Source organism: Shinella yambaruensis, from assembly GCF_050859155.1.
Lineage (GTDB): Bacteria > Pseudomonadota > Alphaproteobacteria > Rhizobiales > Rhizobiaceae > Shinella > Shinella yambaruensis.
In genome coordinates, this window is record NZ_CP150638.1 from 3,988,780 (window position 1) to 4,005,671 (window position 16,892).

Genomic DNA, 16,892 nt, shown 5'->3' on the forward strand with positions numbered 1-16,892 from the left:
CAAAGGTTTCGATTCTGTTGCGTTGCGGCAATGCCGTTCGCGAAGGTCAGCCCTTGCGGAAGGCGTAGTCCGTTTCCTGCCGCAGCGTTTCGCCGGGACGCAGCACCGCAGCGGGGAAATCGCCGTGGTTGACGGCATCGGGCCAGACCTGCGTTTCCAGGCAAAAGCCGGCAAAGGCGCCATAGCTGCGGCCGTCGAGCCCCGGGACCGGCGGCCTGACCTTCGCGCCGGTGTAGAACTGTACGCCCGGCTCCGTGGTCGACACCTCCAGCGAGACCCCCGAAAGCGGGCTACGGACCTCGACGACCGGGCGTTTGGCCTGCCGGCCCGGCGAGAGGCAGAAATTGTGATCGAAGGCGATCCCGCCCTCCTCCGTCTGCCGGCGCAGCGGCGTCCATTGCCGAAGATCGAAGGGGGTTCCGTCGACGGGCCGGATTTCGCCGGTCGGGATCAGGTTCCCGTCGACGGGCAGGTAGTGCTCCGCCCTGAGGCGAATCTCATGGCCGAGGGCATCGGCGCTGCCATCGAGGTTGAAATAGCTGTGCTGGCAAAGGTTGACGGGGGTCGGCGCATCCGTGACGGCTTCGTAGAGGACGGACAGGATCCCGTCGCCGGGCAGCCGATAGGTGCAGGTCAGGGCGCAATTGCCGGGATACCCCGCGCGGCCTGCGGGATCGGTCAGCGTCAGGGTGACGAAGTCGGCGCCCTGCGCGGCGATCCGCCAGTTCTGCCGGCCGACGCCGTCGCTGCCTCCGTGCAGGTGCGTGACACCGCGCTCGTTGCATTCGAGCTGGAAATCCGCGCCGTCGATCGAGAAACGGCCGCCGGCGATGCGGTTGGCGCAACGACCCGGCGTCGCTCCGAAATAGGGGGAGTGGTCGAGATAGGACGGAAGATCCTCGAAGCCGAGCACGAGCGGCGCATCATGCCCCTCGAGCCGCAGGTCCTGGATGACGGCACCCCAGGTGAGCACCCGGGCAGTCAGCCCGCCGCCGGCGATCGTGACGCGCTCGACCGCTTCGCCGGTCCCCAGACGGCCGAACACTTCATTTTCCGCACCCACGCTCCACTCCTCCGTCGGCCGATCTTTCCGGGCAACCTGCTGCAATTCCTCGTCACTCGCAACAGGAAAAGTCATACTTTTTCGAAATCCGAACTCAGAAGGATTTCTGGTAGATGATGAAGGGGGTCTCGTCGGCGATGCGGTCGTAGAGCCGGCGCGCCGTCGCGTTGAACGCCTGCGTCATCCAGTAGACCTCCGGCGCGCCCGCCTCCCTCGCCTTGGCATAGACGCCCTCGATCAGCGCCCGGCCGATGCCGGAACCGCGCACGTCGGGATCGGCAAAGAGATCCTGCAGGTAGCAGACATTGCCGATCGTCCAGCAGGAACGGTGGAAGAGGTAGTGCGCAAGGCCGACGGGCTTGCCGTCGAGCGTGGCGAGGAGGCCGCGATATTCGCCCTCCGCGGCCTCGCCCGTCAGCCGGGCGAAGGTGGTGGCATAGACCTCCTCCGGCAGCACCGTCTCGTAGAAGGCGAGATAGGCGGTCCACAGGCGGCGCCATTCGCCTTCATCATCTTCATGCAGCGGGCGAATGACGACACGGCTCACGGGTCAGGCTCCTGTTCCGATCTTTTCCAGATCATAGGGGGTGGTCTGGTAGATCTCGTTGATCCAGTTGCCGAAGAGCAGATGCGCATGGCCGCGCCAGCGGTTCTGCGGCGGCAGCGACGGATCGTTGTGCGGGAAATAGTTCTTCGGCAGCTTGATCGGCACGCCGGCCGAGACATCGCGGAAATATTCGTCGGCAAGCGAGGTGGAATCATATTCCACGTGGTTGAAAATATAGAGGCGGTTACCGGCCTTCTCCTGCACGAGGCAGACGCCGGTCTCGTCGGAATCGAGCAGGATATCGAGTTCCGGCACGGCCCGGATGTCCTCGATGCGGATCTCCGTCCAGCGCGAGACCGGCACCTCGAAATTGTCGGAGAAGCCGTTGAGGTAGACCGACGAAGGCTTGCGGTTGTGGTGGCGGTAGACGCCGAAGGCCTTTTCCTCCAGCGTGTGCTTCGGCACGCCGTGGAAATGGTAGATCGCCGCCATCGCGCCCCAGCAGACATTCAGCGTCGAATGCACGTTGGTCTCGGTCCAGTCGAGGATCTGCTTCATCTCGTCCCAGTAGGTGACGTCCTCGTAGTCGAGCGTCTCCACCGGCGCGCCGGTGATGATGAAACCGTCGAACTTGCGGTGCCGCACCTCCTCCCACGTATCGTAGAAGGCAAGCAGGTGCTCTTCCGACGTGTTCTTCGCCCGGTGGCCGCCGACGCGCACCAGCGACAGCTCGACCTGCAGCGGCGAGGCGCCGACGAGGCGGGCCATCTGCACTTCCGTCTTGATCTTGTTCGGCATGAGGTTGAGCAACCCGATCTGCAAGGGGCGGATGTCCTGCCGGATCGCTACCGTCTCGGTCATCACCCGCACGCCCTCGTGAACGAGGGTTTCGAAGGCGGGAAGCGTATCGGGAATCTTGATGGGCATGTCTCACTCGATCGAAAAAACAAAACCGGCCGCAACAGTGTCGCAACCGGTCCACGGAAGGTTTTTCCTCGCGCGGCCCTTTAGCGACTTGTTTAACGTGGCTGCAAGCCGGCCGGCCAAATCACCACGAGCGATTTAAATAGCGCTCCTTGCACCACGAATCAATCCACCGCCGGAAACGGGCAAGGCCCGGATGCGACAGGCATCCGGGCCTTGCTTCCTGAAGGAAGACGGCTGCTCAGTAGTAGCTGTAGTAGCGCTTCTTGTAGTACACCTTGCCGCCCCAATGGCCGCCCCAACGATGGCCGTAGTGACCATGGTGGCGCTTGACGCGGTAATGCTTCTTGTAGCCGTGATGGCCGTGGCCGTAGCTCTTCCAGCCGTAGCTCTTGTGGCCGTAACCGTAATAGCCGGCCTGCGACGGGGCGGCGAAGGAAACAGCGGCGACGATGGCGACGACGGCGGAAATGACGAACTTGCGCATGGGACTCTCCTGATCTCTTCCGGGTTACAGGATGAGCTCCTCTCATCCAGTGATCAGACTGTCCCATATTGCCGGGCGCGGCGCTGTTTCGGATGGAACACCCGCTGAACCCGGCGCCCCCGGGCTTTTCAGCCTTCCAGTTCCTCGCGCAGCATCTCCAGTTCCAGCCATTCCTCTTCCATCGCCGTCAGGGAATGGCGCAGCTTTTCCATCTCCGCCGCCAGCCTGTTGAAGGTGACGGGATCCTTGGTGAAGAGGGCGGGATCGGCCATCTTCGCCTCGCGGGCGGCGATCTCCTTCTCCGCCTTCTCCATTTCCTTCGGCAGGTTTTCCAGGGCGAACTTCTGCTTGTAGGAGAGCTTCGCCTTGCCCTTGTTCTCCGCCGGGACCGCGGCGGACGTTTCGGCCGCCTTCGCCTTCTCGGCCTTTTCCGCCTTGCGCTTCTCCTCGATCGCGCCGCGGCGCTGCGCCATCATGTCGGAATAGCCGCCGGCATATTCGATCCAGCGACCGTCGGGGTTTTCCGGGTCGGCGGGCGCGATGGTCGAGGTGACGGTGCGGTCGAGGAAGTCGCGGTCGTGGCTGACGAGCAGCACGGTGCCGGCAAAGCCCGCGACGATCTCCTGCAGGAGGTCGAGCGTCTCGATGTCGAGGTCGTTGGTCGGCTCGTCGAGGATGAGGAGGTTCGTCGGCCGCGACAGGATGCGCGCCAGCATCAGCCGGGCGCGCTCACCACCCGAGAGGTTGCGGATCGGCGTGCGGGCCTGCTCGGGCTGGAACAGGAACTCCTTCATGTAGCCGGTGACGTGCCGCTGCTCGCCGTTGACGAGCAGCGTCTCGCCGCGCCCGTCGGTGAGGTAATGGGCGAGCGTGTCGTCGAGGTTGAGGTCCTCGCGGCGCTGGTCGAGCGTGGCGATCTCCAGGTTCGTGCCGAGCTTGACGGTGCCGCTGTCGGGCGCCAGCTGCCCGGTCAGCATCTTGAGCAGCGTCGTCTTGCCGGCGCCGTTCGGGCCGACGAGGCCGATGCAATCGCCGCGGTGGACGCGGATCGAGAACGGCGCGACGATGGTGCGCTCGCCATAGGCCTTGGTGATCTTCTCCGCCTCGATCACCAGCTTGCCGGATTCCTGCGCATCGGAGGCGCTGGCCTGCACGCTGCCCTGCGGCCCCTTGTGGCCGCGATAGCGGGCGCGCAGATCATGCAGTGCGCCGAGGCGGCGCATGTTGCGCTTGCGGCGGGCGGTGACGCCGTAACGCAGCCAGTGCTCCTCGCGCTCGATCGCCTTGCCGAGCTTGTGCTGCTCCAGCTCCTCGGCCTCCAGCACCTCGTCGCGCCAGGTCTCGAAATGGCCGAAGCCGCGGTTGAGCCGCCGCGACTGGCCGCGATCGAGCCAGACGGTTGCGTTCGACACCTTTTCGAGGAAGCGGCGGTCGTGCGAGATGACGACGAGGGCCGAGCGGGTGGACTGCAGCTCGCCTTCCAGCCATTCGATGGTCGGAAGGTCGAGATGGTTGGTCGGCTCGTCGAGGAGAAGGATGTCCGGCTCCGGCGCCATCACCCGGGCCAGCGCCGCCCGGCGCGCCTCGCCGCCCGACAGCGATTTCGGATCCTCGCTGCCGGTGAGCCCGAGATGTTCGAGCAGGTAGGTGACGCGATAGGGATCGTCGCTCGGCCCGAGGCCCGCCTCCGCATAGGCCGCGACCGTGTCGTAGCCGTCGAAATCCGGCGCCTGGTGCAGGTAGCGGATCGTCGCGGAAGGATGACGGAAGACCTCGCCGGACTGCGCCTCGGCAAGGCCGGCGGCGATCTTCATCAGCGTCGACTTGCCCGAGCCGTTGCGGCCGACGAGCGAGATGCGGTCGCCCGGCTCCACCTGCAGGCTGGCGCCGGCAAGCAGCGGCGTACCGCCGAAGCTGAGGAAGATGTCATCGAGTTTGAGAATGGGCGGTGCCAAGGGTCAGGCTCCTGAAAGGTCGTAGGGCCGGGCGATGAGAATGGCGCGGCCGGCGGCGAGCGAAAGGCGGATCGGGCCTTCCGCCACGTTGGAAATGGTGCGCGAGGAGCCGAAGGGCAGCGAAAAGTCTTTCAGCGGATAGCGCGCATTGTCGATGGTGAGACCGGAAAGGGGCGCAAGGCCGAGAACGGAGAAAAGGCTCCCCTTCGGCAGGTCGATGTCGCGACGGCCCGGCAGCAATGGCCAGGCCTCCTCCTCCCCGGAGGTGAGCTTCACGGTAAACCCCTGCTCTTCCAGCGAGACGGCATGGAGGAGATGCATCAGCGCATGGTCGCTGCGCTCCCCGCCGAGCGCGCCGGCGAGCAGGATGGCGCGTGCCCCGCGCTCGGCCGCGACCGAAACGGCAAGCGCCCCGTCGGTCTCGTTCTTGGCGGCGGGATAGGGCTGGCGCTCGACCTGCGGCCAGGCGGCGACAAGCTCCGGCGGGGTCGAATCGAAATCGCCCACCCAGAGTTCCGGCAGGGTGCCGAGGCTTGCCGCATGCCGCATGCCGCCATCCGCCGCAACGACGCGCGCGCCAGCCATGTCCGCGCGAAGACGCGGCGTCACGATGAGCGCGCCCCCGAGAAGGACGACGAATTTCGGGTCTGTCGATACCGGCATGGTCATGGCTGATGCCCTTAGCGCATGTTCTGCGGAAAGGGAAAGATTTTGCGGCCGAAGGCAAGGCGTGGCCGGCGGAAGGGCATGAAACGCAAGAAGCGCGGGCAGAGCCCGCGCTTCGTTCTCGTCAGGACCGGAACCGGCCTCAGGCGGCCTTGCTTGCCGCGGCACCCCGCGGCGAGAAGAGCAGCCGGTCGGAACCGGCGGTCACCTTGACGGTCGAGCCGTCCGGGATCTCGCCGGCAAGGATCTTCTCCGCCATCGGATCCTGAAGGTGCTTCTGGATCGCCCGCTTGAGGGGACGCGCGCCATAGACCGGGTCGTAGCCCTTCTCGGCCAGCCAGTGCACGGCGTCCTCGTCGAGGTCGAGCACGATCTTGCGATCTTCCAGCAGCTTGCGCAGACGCGTGAGCTGGATATCGACGATCGCGCCCATTTCCGACCGCCGGAGGCGATGGAACAGGATGATCTCGTCCACCCGGTTCAGGAACTCCGGCCGGAACGCCATCTTGACGACGTCCATGACCTGGTCGCGGACGCTGTCGCTGTCCTCGTTCTCGCCCAGCGCCGTCAGATATTCGGCGCCGAGGTTCGAGGTCATGATGATCATCGTGTTGCGGAAGTCCACGGTACGGCCCTGACCGTCGGTCAGGCGGCCGTCGTCGAGGACCTGCAGGAGCACGTTGAAGACATCCGGATGCGCCTTCTCGATCTCGTCGAACAGCACGACCTGATAGGGCCGGCGGCGGACGGATTCGGTGAGCGCACCGCCTTCCTCATAGCCGACATAGCCGGGAGGCGCGCCGATCAGCCGGGCCACGGAGTGCTTCTCCATGTATTCCGACATGTCCATGCGCTGGATCGCCGTCTCGTCGTCGAAGAGGAAGCGGGCAAGCGCCTTGGTCAGCTCCGTCTTGCCGACACCGGTGGGCCCGAGGAAGATGAACGAGCCGATCGGCCGGTTCGGATCCTGCAGGCCGGCACGCGCGCGGCGGACGGCGCGGGAGACCGCCTGGACGGCATCCCCCTGACCGACGACCCACTTGCCGAGCTCGTCTTCCATGCGCAGGAGCTTGTCGCGCTCGCCCTCCAGCATCTTGTCCACGGGAATGCCCGTCCAGCGGGAGACCACATGGGCGATGTTATCGGCGGTCACGACCTCCTGCACCATCGGATCGACGTCGCCCGCATCGCGGCCTTCGGCCTCCTCCAGCTCCTTTTCGAGCTTCGGGATGATGCCGTAGGCAAGCTCGCCGGCGCGCTGGAACTCACCCTTGCGCTGGGCAATCGCCAGTTCGTTGCGCAGTTCGTCGAGCTGACGCTTCAGGTCCGCGGCACGGCCGAGCTTCGACTTCTCCGCCTGCCAGCGCGCGGTGAGCGCGGCGGCTTCCTCTTCCAGCGCGGCAAGGTCGAGCTCGAGCTTTTCAAGTCGATCCTGCGACGAGCGGTCGGTCTCCTTCTTCAAGGCCTCGCGCTCGATCTTCAGCTGGATGATGCGGCGGTCGAGTTCGTCCAGTTCCTCCGGCTTGGAATCCACCTGCATGCGCAGCCGCGAGGCGGCTTCGTCCATCAGGTCGATCGCCTTGTCCGGCAGGAAGCGATCCGTGATGTAGCGGTTGGAGAGCGTCGCGGCGGCAACAAGGGCCGAGTCTGAAATCCGGACCTTGTGGTGCTGCTCGTACTTCTCCTTGAGGCCGCGCAGGATCGAGATCGTGTCCTCGACGGTCGGCTCGTCCACCATGACGGGCTGGAACCGGCGGGCAAGCGCTGCGTCCTTCTCGACATGCTTGCGGTACTCGTCGAGCGTGGTCGCGCCGACGCAGTGCAACTCGCCGCGGGCGAGCGCGGGCTTCAGCAGGTTGGAGGCGTCCATCGCCCCGTCCGCCTTGCCGGCGCCGACTAGCGTGTGCATCTCGTCGATGAACAGGATGATCTCGCCGTCTTCCGCCTGCACTTCGGCAAGGACGGCCTTCAGGCGCTCCTCGAATTCACCGCGATATTTCGCACCGGCGATCAGCGCGCCCATGTCGAGCGCCATCAGCTTCTTGTCCTTCAGGCTCTCCGGCACGTCGCCGTTGACGATGCGGAGCGCAAGGCCCTCGGCGATCGCCGTCTTGCCGACGCCGGGCTCGCCGATGAGGACCGGATTGTTCTTCGTGCGGCGCGACAGGACCTGGATCGTGCGGCGGATTTCGTCGTCGCGGCCGATCACCGGGTCGAGCCGGCCTTCGCGCGCATCGGCCGTCAGGTCACGGGCGAACTTCTTCAGCGAATCGAAACCCTGCTCCGCGCTCGCCGTGTCGGCGGTGCGGCCCTTGCGGATGTCGTTGATGACCTGGTTGAGCTTGCCCGGCGTCACGCCGGCCTTCGCCAGGATCTCGGACGTCGCCGCGGATTTTTCGATCGCGAGCGCCAGAAGCAGGCGTTCGACGGTGACAAAGCTGTCGCCGGCCTTCTTTGCGGCCTCTTCGGCGGTGGAGAAAACCTTTGCAAGCGGCTGGGAGAGATAGACCTGCCCGTTGCCGCCGGAAACTTTCGGCTGCTTGGCAAGCGCGGCGTCGTTGGCGATCCGCACGTCGCGCGCATTGCCGCCGGCCCGCTCGATCAGCGACGTCGCCATGCCCTGCTCGTCGTCGAGCAGCACCTTCAGGACGTGTTCGGGCGTGAACTGCGGATTGCCGTCGGCCAGCGCCTTCGTCTGGGCGGACTGCAGGAAGCCGCGAACGCGTTCGGAGTATTTTTCAATGTTCATCATTCACCTCCAGGACTCGGCCGGCCCTTCGAGGCACCGGTCGACGTTTCAGGATAAGGCTCCCATCAGGCGAGCCTGTCATGCATGCGATCCCCCGGCCTCGCGACCGGTCAACCGCTTGAAACGAATATGGTGGAGGGTTTTCTGGAATTAAAGGGAGCGCCTGGCCGCCGCCGGAGATTTTTCGCGGGCGCCTTGCAAAACGCAAGAACCCGGCACGAGGCCGGGTTCTTCAGGGATGGTGGAGGCGATTATTCCGACGCTTCGAGGGCCGGAGCCTCATCGCCGGCGGGCTGCGCCTCGTCACCGGCGGCCTGGGCTTCGCCCCGACGCGGACGGCGCGGGCGAGGCGTGCTGCGGCGGCGCGACGGCGCGCGGCCGGCGGCCGGGGCCGCAGCCTCGTCTTCGAGCGAAACTTCAGCCGGCGTGCCTTCGATGATCGGCTGCGGGCCGGTGCCATCGATGACGGGCTGCTCGGCGACGGGGGCCGGGGCAACCGGGGCCGCAACGGCTGCGGGCTCGTCGACGGCCGTCGAATCGATCTCGTCGGCGTCCCGCTCGAAACCGTCGCGATCGTTGAAATCCGTCCGGTCGGCATTGTCCGAGCGCTCGTCCCGCGGGAAGCGGTCCTGCATCTGCGCCTGGGCGGCGGCAATGATGCGGTTGTAGTGCTCGGCATGCTGGAGATAGTTTTCCGCCATGACGCGGTCGCCGGCGCTCTGGGCGTCACGGGCAAGCGCTGCGTACTTCTCGGCGATATGCTGGGCCGTGCCCCTGATCTTCACGTCTGGACCCGAGCTGTCATAGGTCCGCGTCAGGGGATTGCCGCCCTTGCGGTGTTGGTTGTTGTTATTGTTGTTGTTATTGTTGTTGTTACGCCCGCGGCCGCGCTTGTTTTGCTGTCCTGGCCTCATATGTCACTCACCTAACGTATCGTGTCTTGATGATCATGTGTCTGCACGCCTGATCGGGACACGCCAGATCAAGCATCCTTACCCGCGGGCAAACCACGCCGGTCGGTGGTCCTGTCGCCGTAAGACGTCAAATTAACAGGTACCCGCACTAGGCAGTCTTCAACCCTAGCAACTCTTCGAGAGAGCAATCCTCGCGATCGGGTCATGCAGGAACGAATCTCTGTGCCATGACCGCTTGCCCAGTGCGTGGCCGCAACCTATCCCGCTTCTTTCCCGATTCCAAGCCTTTTCTTTGCGGTCGCAGAATTTACTGTGCTTGCGCAGCAAATCACCGGGCAACCGCTGCTATAAAGACAAGGGCGCGGTCATTGCCGCCGAGATCCTTGATCGCCTCGATCCGCGAAAAACCCTTCTCGCGCATGATGGCCGTGACCTCATCCTTCTGGTCGTAACCGATCTCATAGGCCACCAGGCCGTTTTCCCGAAGATAAGCGCCCGCGCCGGCAGCAATGGCGCGATAGGCGTCGAGCCCATCTTCCCCGCCATCCAGCGCCAGCATCGGATCGTGGAGCCGGACCTCGTCGTCCAGCGTTCCGACCACGGAGCGGACGATATAGGGCGGGTTTGACACAATGATGTCGAAGGCCCCGGTCACGGCTGCAAACCAGTCGCTCTCGACCGCTTCGAAGCGATCCGCGACACCGTTGATATCGGCATTGCGCCGCGCCGTTTCAAGGGCCCCGGCCGAAAGATCAGCCCCCACGCCCGTCGCCCCGGGCACGAGGTCCAGAAGGGCAAGACAGATCGCGCCCGTTCCGGTGCCAAGATCGAGGATGCGGCAGCCGCCCGTCGCGCCCACGATCTTCTCCGCATAGGGCGTCAGGGCGTCAACGAGGATTTCGGTATCCGGACGCGGCTCCAGCGTTTCCGGCGACAGCACCAGGTCGAGCCGCGAAAAGGCCCGGCGGCCGAGGATGCGGTGAACCGGCTCGTGCGCGATGCGGCGGTCGAGCGCCGCATCGACGGCGCGCCGCTCGGCCTCGTCCAGGCTGCGGCCGCTCTCGGTTACGAAGGATGTCGGCGTCAGGCCCAATAGGCCCATGAGCAAGGTCCGCGCGTCGCCTGCTGCATCGCGGATGCCCGCTCCGGCAAGCCGGCGCCGCGCCGCGGCCAGCACCTCGGCAAGCGTCGGGCCGTTCATCGCCCCTGTTCGCCGAGCTGCGCGAGAAGGCCGGCCTGGTAGTCGGCGACCAGCGCATCGACCACCTCGTCGATCTCGCCGACCATCATGCGGTCGAGCTTGTAGAGCGTCAGGTTGATGCGGTGGTCCGTGACGCGGCCCTGCGGGAAATTGTAGGTGCGGATGCGCTCGGAACGGTCGCCCGAGCCGACCTGGCTCTTGCGGTCGGCGGAGCGCTCGCTTTCGGCGCGCTGGCGCTCGATGTCGTAGAGCCGCGAGCGCAGCACCTGCATGGCCTTGGCGCGGTTCTGGTGCTGCGACTTTTCCGAGCTCGTCACGACGAGGCCTGTCGGCAGGTGGGTGATGCGCACGGCCGAATCCGTCGTGTTGACGTGCTGGCCGCCGGCGCCCGAGGAGCGCATCGTATCGACGCGGATATCCTCCGGCCGGATCTCGATGTCGATCTCTTCCGCTTCCGGCAGCACGGCGACGGTCGCCGCCGAGGTGTGGATACGCCCGCTCGCCTCCGTCTCCGGAACGCGCTGGACGCGGTGCACGCCCGATTCGAACTTCAACTTGGCAAAAACGCCGCGCCCGGTGATCGTCGCGATGATTTCCTTGAAGCCGCCCGCTTCCCCCTCGCTCGCGGACAGCACCTCGACCTTCCAGTTATGGGCGGAAGCGTAGCGCTCGTACATGCGGAAGAGGTCGCCGGCAAAGAGCGCGGCTTCCGAACCGCCCGTGCCGGCGCGAATTTCCAGGATCGCGCTCTTCTCGTCGGCGGCATCCTTGGGGAGAAGCAGGATCTGCATCTCCTTTTCCAGCCCCTCCAGCCGTTCCTTCAGCTCCGGCAACTCCATCTCCGCAAGGTCGCGCATCTCGCGGTCGGTCGCCTTGTCGGCAAGCAGCGCGTCGAGGTCGGCGATCTCACCGCTGACCTTCTCGTATTCGCGGATCTTCGTCACGACCGGCTGAAGCTCGGAATATTCCGAGGCGAGACGCACATAGGTCTCCGAATCCGGCCCCGCCGACATGCGTGCCTCGATCTCGCCGAAACGGCGTTCGAGTTCGCGCATCTTTTCAACGGGAAGCTTCGCCACCGTTCAAACTCCAGTCAGGTCTTTAAAGCGGAACGCCGTTCTCGGCCGCAAAGTCGGTGAGGATCTGTCGGATCGAGGCCGTCGGCCTTGTATCGTCGAGCGCCGGCGTCAGCACCGCTTCGAGCTTGCCCGCATCGAGCGACAGCAGCATCGACTTGACCGGGCCGATCGCCGCCGGCGACATCGAGACCGAGCGGAAGCCGATGCCGAGCAGCGCCATGGCCGAGATCGGCTTGCTCGCCATCTCGCCGCAAAGCGTTACCGGCGTGTCGTTGCGTATGCCGGCGCGCACGATATCGCGCAGGATGCGCAGGAACGGCCGGCCGAGCGTGTCGAACCGGTCGGAGACGCGGGCATTGCCGCGGTCGACCGCCATGGCGAACTGGAAGAGGTCGTTCGAGCCGACCGAGACGAAATCGACCTCGGCCATCAGCTCGTCGAGCTGCCAGAGCAGCGCTGGCACCTCCAGCATGGCGCCGAACTGCAGCTTCTTGGGCAGCTGCTCGCCGATCTTGGACTGCCGCTGGATTTCCTTCTGGAGAAGGTCGCGGACCTCCTTCAGCTCGGAAACCTCGGTCACCATCGGCAGCATCAGCCGGAGATCGGCGCCCGCCGCGGCGCGCAGCATGGCGCGAAGCTGGGTGCGCAGGAGGCCCGGCCGGTCGAGCGACAGGCGGATGGCCCGCCAGCCGAGCGCCGGGTTCTCCTCCTCCGCCGCGCGGAAATAGGGCACGACCTTGTCGCCGCCGATATCGAGCGTGCGGAACGTCACGGGGCGACCGCCGGCATGCTTCAGCACGTTGCGATAGAACGCCTCCTGTTCTTCCGCCTTCGGCATGGTCGAGGCGATCATGAACTGGAGCTCGGTGCGGAAGAGGCCGATGCCGGATGCGCCGGATTCGTTGAGATGCGGCAGGTCGACGAGCAGGCCCGCATTCATCTGGAGACTGATCGCCCGGCCGTCCTTCGTGACGGGCTCGACGGCGCGCAGCGCGCGGTACTGCTCCTGCCGGCGGGCGCGGAAACGCACCTTCTCCTCGTAGGAGCGCTGAAGGTCGGGCAACGGCCGCAGATGCACCCGCCCGTCGTCGCCATCGATGATGATGGAATCGCCGTTTTCGGCAAGCGCCACCGCACCCGCCGCCTGGCCGACCACCGGAATGCCCATGGCGCGCGCGACGATCACCACATGGCTGGTGACGGCACCCTCTTCGAGCACCAGGCCGCGCACGTTCTGGCGCGGATAATCGAGCAGTTCCGCCGCGCCCATGGCACGCGCGACGACGATCGCATCGTTCGGGAAGCTGCTGGCCGAAAGCTTGGCGCCATAGCCGGTCAGCTGGCGCAGGAGCCGGTTGGCGAGATCGTCGAAATCGTGCATGCGCTCGCGCAGATAGGGATCCGTCAGGCGGATCATGCGCGCCTTGGTCTCGCTCTGCACCCGCTCGACGGCCGCTTCCGCGGTCAGGCCGTTGCGGATCGCCTCTTCGAGCTTCCGCACCCAGCCGCGGTCATGCGCGAACATGCGATAGGTTTCCAGCACCTCGCGGTGCTCGCCCTCCATCGACACTTCGCGGCGAGAGAGCATGTCGTCGATCGAGATGCGCAGCGACCCGAGCGCCTCGGCGAGGCGGCCGAGCTCGTGTTCGGAATCCTCGTTCAAAAGGTTCGTCACGACGATGCGCGGCTCGTGCAGCACGACATAGCCGAGACCGATGCCTTCGCCGAAGCTCGCCCCCTCGATCGCGACGGGGCGGGACAGGTCCAGCTCGAGACCGGGCTTGGTGAGCTTCTTCAGCTCGCCGGTCGCCACCATTTCCGCAATCACCATCGCCGTCGTTTCGAGCGCCTCCACCTCGTCCTCGCGGTAGGTGCGGCTCGCCTTGTTCTGCACGACAAGCACGCCGAGCGCCCTGCCGGTGCGCAAGATAGGAACGCCGAGGAAGGAGTGGTAGATCTCCTCGCCCGTTTCCGGCAGGTAGGTGAAGGCGGGATGCGACTGGGCGTCGGAAAGGTTCAGCGGCCGCGCGGAGGCGGCGATCGTGCCGACGAGGCCCTGGCCCATCTTGAGCTGGGCGAGGTGGACGGCCCCGGGATTGAGGCCTTCGGTCGCATAGAGTTCGAGGATGCCATCGGAGCGCAGCACGTAGACGGAACACACTTCCGCGACCATGTTCTGCGCGATCTGGCGCACGATCTGGTCAAGGCGCTCCTGCGGCTCGAGCGGCTCCGCCATCAGTTCGCGCAGCCGCTTGAGAAGAACGCGCGGACCCGCGGAGAGGTCTCTCATCGCGTGGCGTCTCCCGAATATGACGTTACTCCACCGGCGCGGGCCACGCCGGCGATCCTTGAGATCGGCACCGAGTCGGCCGGTCCTTACTTCTTATCGAGACCGTAGACGGAATGCAAAGTCCGAACGGCGAGTTCGGCATAGGCGCCGTCGATCAGGATGGAAATCTTGATCTCGGAGGTGGTGATCGCCCGGATGTTGATGCCCTTCTCGGCAAGCGCGCGGAAGGCCGAGGCGGCAACGCCCGCATGGCTGCGCATGCCGATGCCGATGACGGAGACCTTGACGAGGCCCGTCTCGTGCTGGATCACGTCGAAGCCGACCTTCTCCTTGGCGCCTTCGAGCACCTTGAGCGCCTTCTCCATGTCGCCGGACGGCACGGTGAAGGTCATGTCGGTCTTCGAGCCGTCCTCGGAAATGTTCTGGACGATCATGTCGACATTGATGTGGGCTTCGGCGAGCGGGCCGAAGATCGCGGCCGAAACGCCCGGCCGGTCGGCGACGCGGCGGAGCGAAATCTGCGCTTCATCCTTGGCATAGGCGATGCCGGTTACGACTTCCTGTTCCACGATCTCATCCTCATCACAAATCAGCGTACCGGGCGGGTTCAGAAGATCGCCCATGCCCGGCGCATCGGGATCCACGAAAGACGAGCGGACGAAGGTGCGCACCTTGTGCACCATGGCAAGCTCGACCGAGCGCACCTGCAGCACCTTGGCGCCGAGCGAGGCCATTTCGAGCATTTCCTCGAAGGCGATCTTCTTCAGGCGCCGGGCCTTCGGCTCGATGCGCGGGTCGGTCGTGTAGACGCCGTCGACGTCGGTATAGATGTCGCAGCGGTCCGCCTTGACGGCAGCGGCGATGGCGACGGCCGACGTGTCGGAGCCGCCGCGGCCGAGCGTGGCGACGCGATTGTCGGGGCCGAGGCCCTGGAAGCCGGCGACGACCGCCACCTGGCCCTCGCCCATGCGGCGGACGATTTCACCGCCGTCGATCTCGAGGATGCGGGCGGCGCCGTGGGCGTTGTCGGTGCGGATCGGGATCTGCCAGCCCTGCCAGGAGCGGGCATTGATGCCCATCGACTGGAGCGCGATGGCGAGAAGGCCGGCGGTCACCAGTTCGCCGGAGGCGACGATCGCGTCATATTCGCGCGCGTCGTAGAAGGGCGAGTTGGCGCCCGTCACCTTCGGCATGCCCTGCACCCAGGCGACCAGTTCGTTGGTCTTGCCGGACATGGCGGAAACGACGACGGCGACCTCGTGGCCGGCATCGACCTCGCGTTTCACATGGCGGGCCACATTGTGGATACGGTCGAGGTCAGCGACGGACGTTCCGCCGAATTTCATCACGATGCGTGCCATTTGTGTGTACCGCTATTCCAGATGTTCGCGCGAGCGCGCGGGAGAAACCGCGGGGTCTCTTAGCGGAAGACCCCGCGCTGCGCAATGCATGGAATCCGGCAAACGGTCTTTGGACGGTTCAGCCCTTGCGGCTGATCCGGTAGACGAAGGCCGGCGGCACGTTGCGCAGCGTGCCGCCGACCCTGACGGCGGAGAGACCGAGCCGGTCGAGCACGGCGCGCGGCACCGGGCAACGCAGGCCATAGGTGAACTGGTAGAGCGCTGCCCCCTCGCCAAGCCGCGCGAAGGTGCCGGCAAGAATGGCGAAAACCTTCTCCGGCCGCATGGAAAGCAGCGGCAGGCCGCTGATCGCCGCGCCCGCAGGCACGGCGCAGAACCGGGCGATGCGCGCCGCATCGGTGCAGGCGATCTGCGCCTTGGGAAAGCGCTGCTGCAGCAGCGCTGCGAATTCCGCTCCCATTTCCACGAGGACGATGTTCTCCTCCGCGACGCCGCGCCGCAGCAGGGCCCGCGTGAAGACGCCCGTTCCGGGGCCGAGCTCGATGACCCGGCCGGTCTCCGGCCCGATCTCCCGCACGATGATGTCCGCCAGCGCCTTGCCGGAGGGCGTGACCGAAGCGACGCGCAGCGGATCGCGCATCCAGGCGCGGAAGAAATGATAGGCGTCCATCGTCAGGGCGGTCATCGCAGGTGCTCCGCAACGGAAGGGAAGGTAAGGCCGGCAAAGTCTTCCGACAGCCGCCACAGCCGCGCGGCAAGGACGGGATCGGTCGCGGCGGCCAGCGGCTGCACGATCGCGGGGGCGCCGCGCATCTCGCGAAACCCGTCGGGGCCGATGAACTCGCCCCCGACAAGGCCTTCGGCGGTTGCCGCATGGAGCTGGTTCAGCACGCCCTGCTCGGCATTCTGCGCGAGGAAGCGGTTGCCGATGCGCATGAAGAGGCGCAGCGCGCCCGATGTCGCACTGGTCTGGAGGTTGGTGGCGGAATAGCCGGGATGGGCAAGCACGCTGAGCACCGGCAGGCGGACCGCCTTGAGACGGCGGTCGAGTTCCAGCGCGAAGAGCACGTTGGCGAGCTTCGACTGGGCGTAGAAGGCAAGGCGGCCATAGGCCTTCTCGCCCCTGATGTCCTCGAAATGGATGCGGCCGCGCCGGTGCAGCTCGGAGCTGACCGTGACGACACGGGCACCGGGCGCTGCGGACAGCAGCGACAGCAGGCGCAGCGTCAGTGCGAAATGGGCGAGGTGGTTGACGCCGAACTGGGTCTCATGGCCCTGCCGCGTCAGCCCGTGCGGCGGCATCATGACACCGGCATTGTTGATGAGGAGATCGACCGGCCGGCCTTCGGCGATAAGCCTGGCGGCAAAGGCCGCGACATCGTCGAGATCGGCAAGATCGAGCCGGCGCAGCATGACCTCGGCCCCGGGAAGCTCGGCGCGAATGCGGGCCAACGCCCGCTCCCCCCGGCCCTCGTCGCGCGCGGTCATCAGGACCGCGGCACCCTTCCTCGCAAGCTCGCGCGCCGTCAGGAAGCCGAGGCCGCTATTGGCGCCGGTGACGACGGCAAGGCGGCCGGCCTGGTCCGGCATCTGCGAAAGGGTCCATGGTTCCCGCCTCGTCTCGGCGGTTGCCACACGGGCTGCACGCATTATGAT

Annotated in this window: 14 protein-coding genes and 1 riboswitch; all 14 genes read right to left on the reverse strand. The window is 66.0% G+C overall.

Features of this window, described 5'->3' with window-relative positions; genetic code table 11:
* Positions 1-46: 46 nt before the first annotated feature.
* The 14 genes from WMC41_RS19520 to WMC41_RS19585 all read right to left on the reverse strand — a co-directional run bounded on the left by WMC41_RS19520 (position 47) and on the right by WMC41_RS19585 (position 16,826).
* The gene (locus WMC41_RS19520; RefSeq protein ID WP_432345814.1) at positions 47-1,063 is read right to left on the reverse strand and encodes an aldose epimerase family protein; all 1,017 of its coding nucleotides are present in this window, start codon (positions 1,061-1,063) and stop codon (positions 47-49) included.
* Positions 1,064-1,157: 94 nt separating this feature from the next.
* Positions 1,158-1,610, reverse strand: coding sequence for a GNAT family N-acetyltransferase (locus WMC41_RS19525; RefSeq protein ID WP_244769255.1), 453 nt, complete (start codon positions 1,608-1,610; stop codon positions 1,158-1,160).
* 3 nt (positions 1,611-1,613) lie between these two features.
* Entirely contained in the window at positions 1,614-2,537 is a 924-nt protein-coding gene (metA, locus tag WMC41_RS19530) for a homoserine O-acetyltransferase MetA (RefSeq protein WP_272807003.1), read from the reverse strand.
* 60 nt (positions 2,538-2,597) lie between these two features.
* Positions 2,598-2,675, reverse strand: a riboswitch (SAM riboswitch).
* 100 nt (positions 2,676-2,775) lie between these two features.
* The gene (locus WMC41_RS19535) at positions 2,776-3,021 is read right to left on the reverse strand and encodes a hypothetical protein (RefSeq protein ID WP_432345817.1); all 246 of its coding nucleotides are present in this window, start codon (positions 3,019-3,021) and stop codon (positions 2,776-2,778) included.
* Between the two features lie 128 nt (positions 3,022-3,149).
* On the reverse strand, positions 3,150-4,976 hold the full coding sequence (locus WMC41_RS19540) for an ABC-F family ATP-binding cassette domain-containing protein (RefSeq protein ID WP_432345819.1): 1,827 nt from the start codon (positions 4,974-4,976) through the stop codon (positions 3,150-3,152).
* A gap of 3 nt (positions 4,977-4,979) precedes the next feature.
* A complete protein-coding gene (locus WMC41_RS19545; protein WP_244769420.1) occupies positions 4,980-5,639 on the reverse strand; it encodes a thiamine diphosphokinase in 660 nt (219 codons plus the stop codon).
* 145 nt (positions 5,640-5,784) lie between these two features.
* Positions 5,785-8,391 (reverse strand): ATP-dependent chaperone ClpB, encoded by a 2,607-nt coding sequence (gene clpB, locus WMC41_RS19550; RefSeq protein WP_432345821.1) that lies wholly within the window; start codon positions 8,389-8,391, stop codon positions 5,785-5,787.
* A gap of 251 nt (positions 8,392-8,642) precedes the next feature.
* Positions 8,643-9,305: a DUF4167 domain-containing protein gene (locus tag WMC41_RS19555; RefSeq protein WP_432345823.1), complete on the reverse strand. Its 663-nt coding sequence runs from the start codon at positions 9,303-9,305 to the stop codon at positions 8,643-8,645.
* 328 nt (positions 9,306-9,633) lie between these two features.
* Complete coding sequence (gene prmC, locus WMC41_RS19560) at positions 9,634-10,506, reverse strand: peptide chain release factor N(5)-glutamine methyltransferase (protein ID WP_432345825.1); 873 nt, start codon at positions 10,504-10,506, stop codon at positions 9,634-9,636.
* The gene (gene prfA / locus WMC41_RS19565; protein WP_244769248.1) at positions 10,503-11,585 is read right to left on the reverse strand and encodes a peptide chain release factor 1; all 1,083 of its coding nucleotides are present in this window, start codon (positions 11,583-11,585) and stop codon (positions 10,503-10,505) included. Before prfA ends, prmC begins: the two co-directional genes overlap by 4 nt.
* 22 nt (positions 11,586-11,607) lie before the next feature.
* On the reverse strand, positions 11,608-13,875 hold the full coding sequence (ptsP, locus tag WMC41_RS19570) for a phosphoenolpyruvate--protein phosphotransferase (RefSeq protein WP_244769247.1): 2,268 nt from the start codon (positions 13,873-13,875) through the stop codon (positions 11,608-11,610).
* Between the two features lie 86 nt (positions 13,876-13,961).
* Positions 13,962-15,236 (reverse strand): aspartate kinase, encoded by a 1,275-nt coding sequence (locus WMC41_RS19575; protein ID WP_244769246.1) that lies wholly within the window; start codon positions 15,234-15,236, stop codon positions 13,962-13,964.
* A 118-nt stretch (positions 15,237-15,354) separates the two neighbouring features.
* Positions 15,355-15,921 (reverse strand): class I SAM-dependent methyltransferase, encoded by a 567-nt coding sequence (locus WMC41_RS19580; RefSeq protein WP_432345828.1) that lies wholly within the window; start codon positions 15,919-15,921, stop codon positions 15,355-15,357.
* Complete coding sequence (locus tag WMC41_RS19585; RefSeq protein WP_432345830.1) at positions 15,918-16,826, reverse strand: oxidoreductase; 909 nt, start codon at positions 16,824-16,826, stop codon at positions 15,918-15,920. The genes WMC41_RS19580 and WMC41_RS19585 overlap by 4 nt, the downstream gene beginning before the upstream one ends.
* Positions 16,827-16,892 lie beyond the last annotated feature (66 nt).

Bases quoted from the DNA above. Each gene is read 5' to 3' on its own strand.
- metA (WP_272807003.1), bottom strand. From the start codon at position 2,537: ATGCCCATCAAGATTCCCGATACGCTTCCCGCCTTCGAAACCCTCGTT.
- WMC41_RS19535 (WP_432345817.1), bottom strand. From the start codon at position 3,021: ATGCGCAAGTTCGTCATTTCCGCCGTCGTCGCCATCGTCGCCGCTGTT.
- WMC41_RS19545 (WP_244769420.1), bottom strand. From the start codon at position 5,639: ATGCCGGTATCGACAGACCCGAAATTCGTCGTCCTTCTCGGGGGCGCG.
- clpB (WP_432345821.1), bottom strand. From the start codon at position 8,391: ATGAACATTGAAAAATACTCCGAACGCGTTCGCGGCTTCCTGCAGTCC.
- WMC41_RS19555 (WP_432345823.1), bottom strand. From the start codon at position 9,305: ATGAGGCCAGGACAGCAAAACAAGCGCGGCCGCGGGCGTAACAACAAC.
- prmC (WP_432345825.1), bottom strand. From the start codon at position 10,506: ATGAACGGCCCGACGCTTGCCGAGGTGCTGGCCGCGGCGCGGCGCCGG.
- ptsP (WP_244769247.1), bottom strand. From the start codon at position 13,875: ATGAGAGACCTCTCCGCGGGTCCGCGCGTTCTTCTCAAGCGGCTGCGC.
- WMC41_RS19575 (WP_244769246.1), bottom strand. From the start codon at position 15,236: ATGGCACGCATCGTGATGAAATTCGGCGGAACGTCCGTCGCTGACCTC.
- WMC41_RS19580 (WP_432345828.1), bottom strand. From the start codon at position 15,921: ATGACCGCCCTGACGATGGACGCCTATCATTTCTTCCGCGCCTGGATG.
- WMC41_RS19585 (WP_432345830.1), bottom strand. From the start codon at position 16,826: ATGCCGGACCAGGCCGGCCGCCTTGCCGTCGTCACCGGCGCCAATAGC.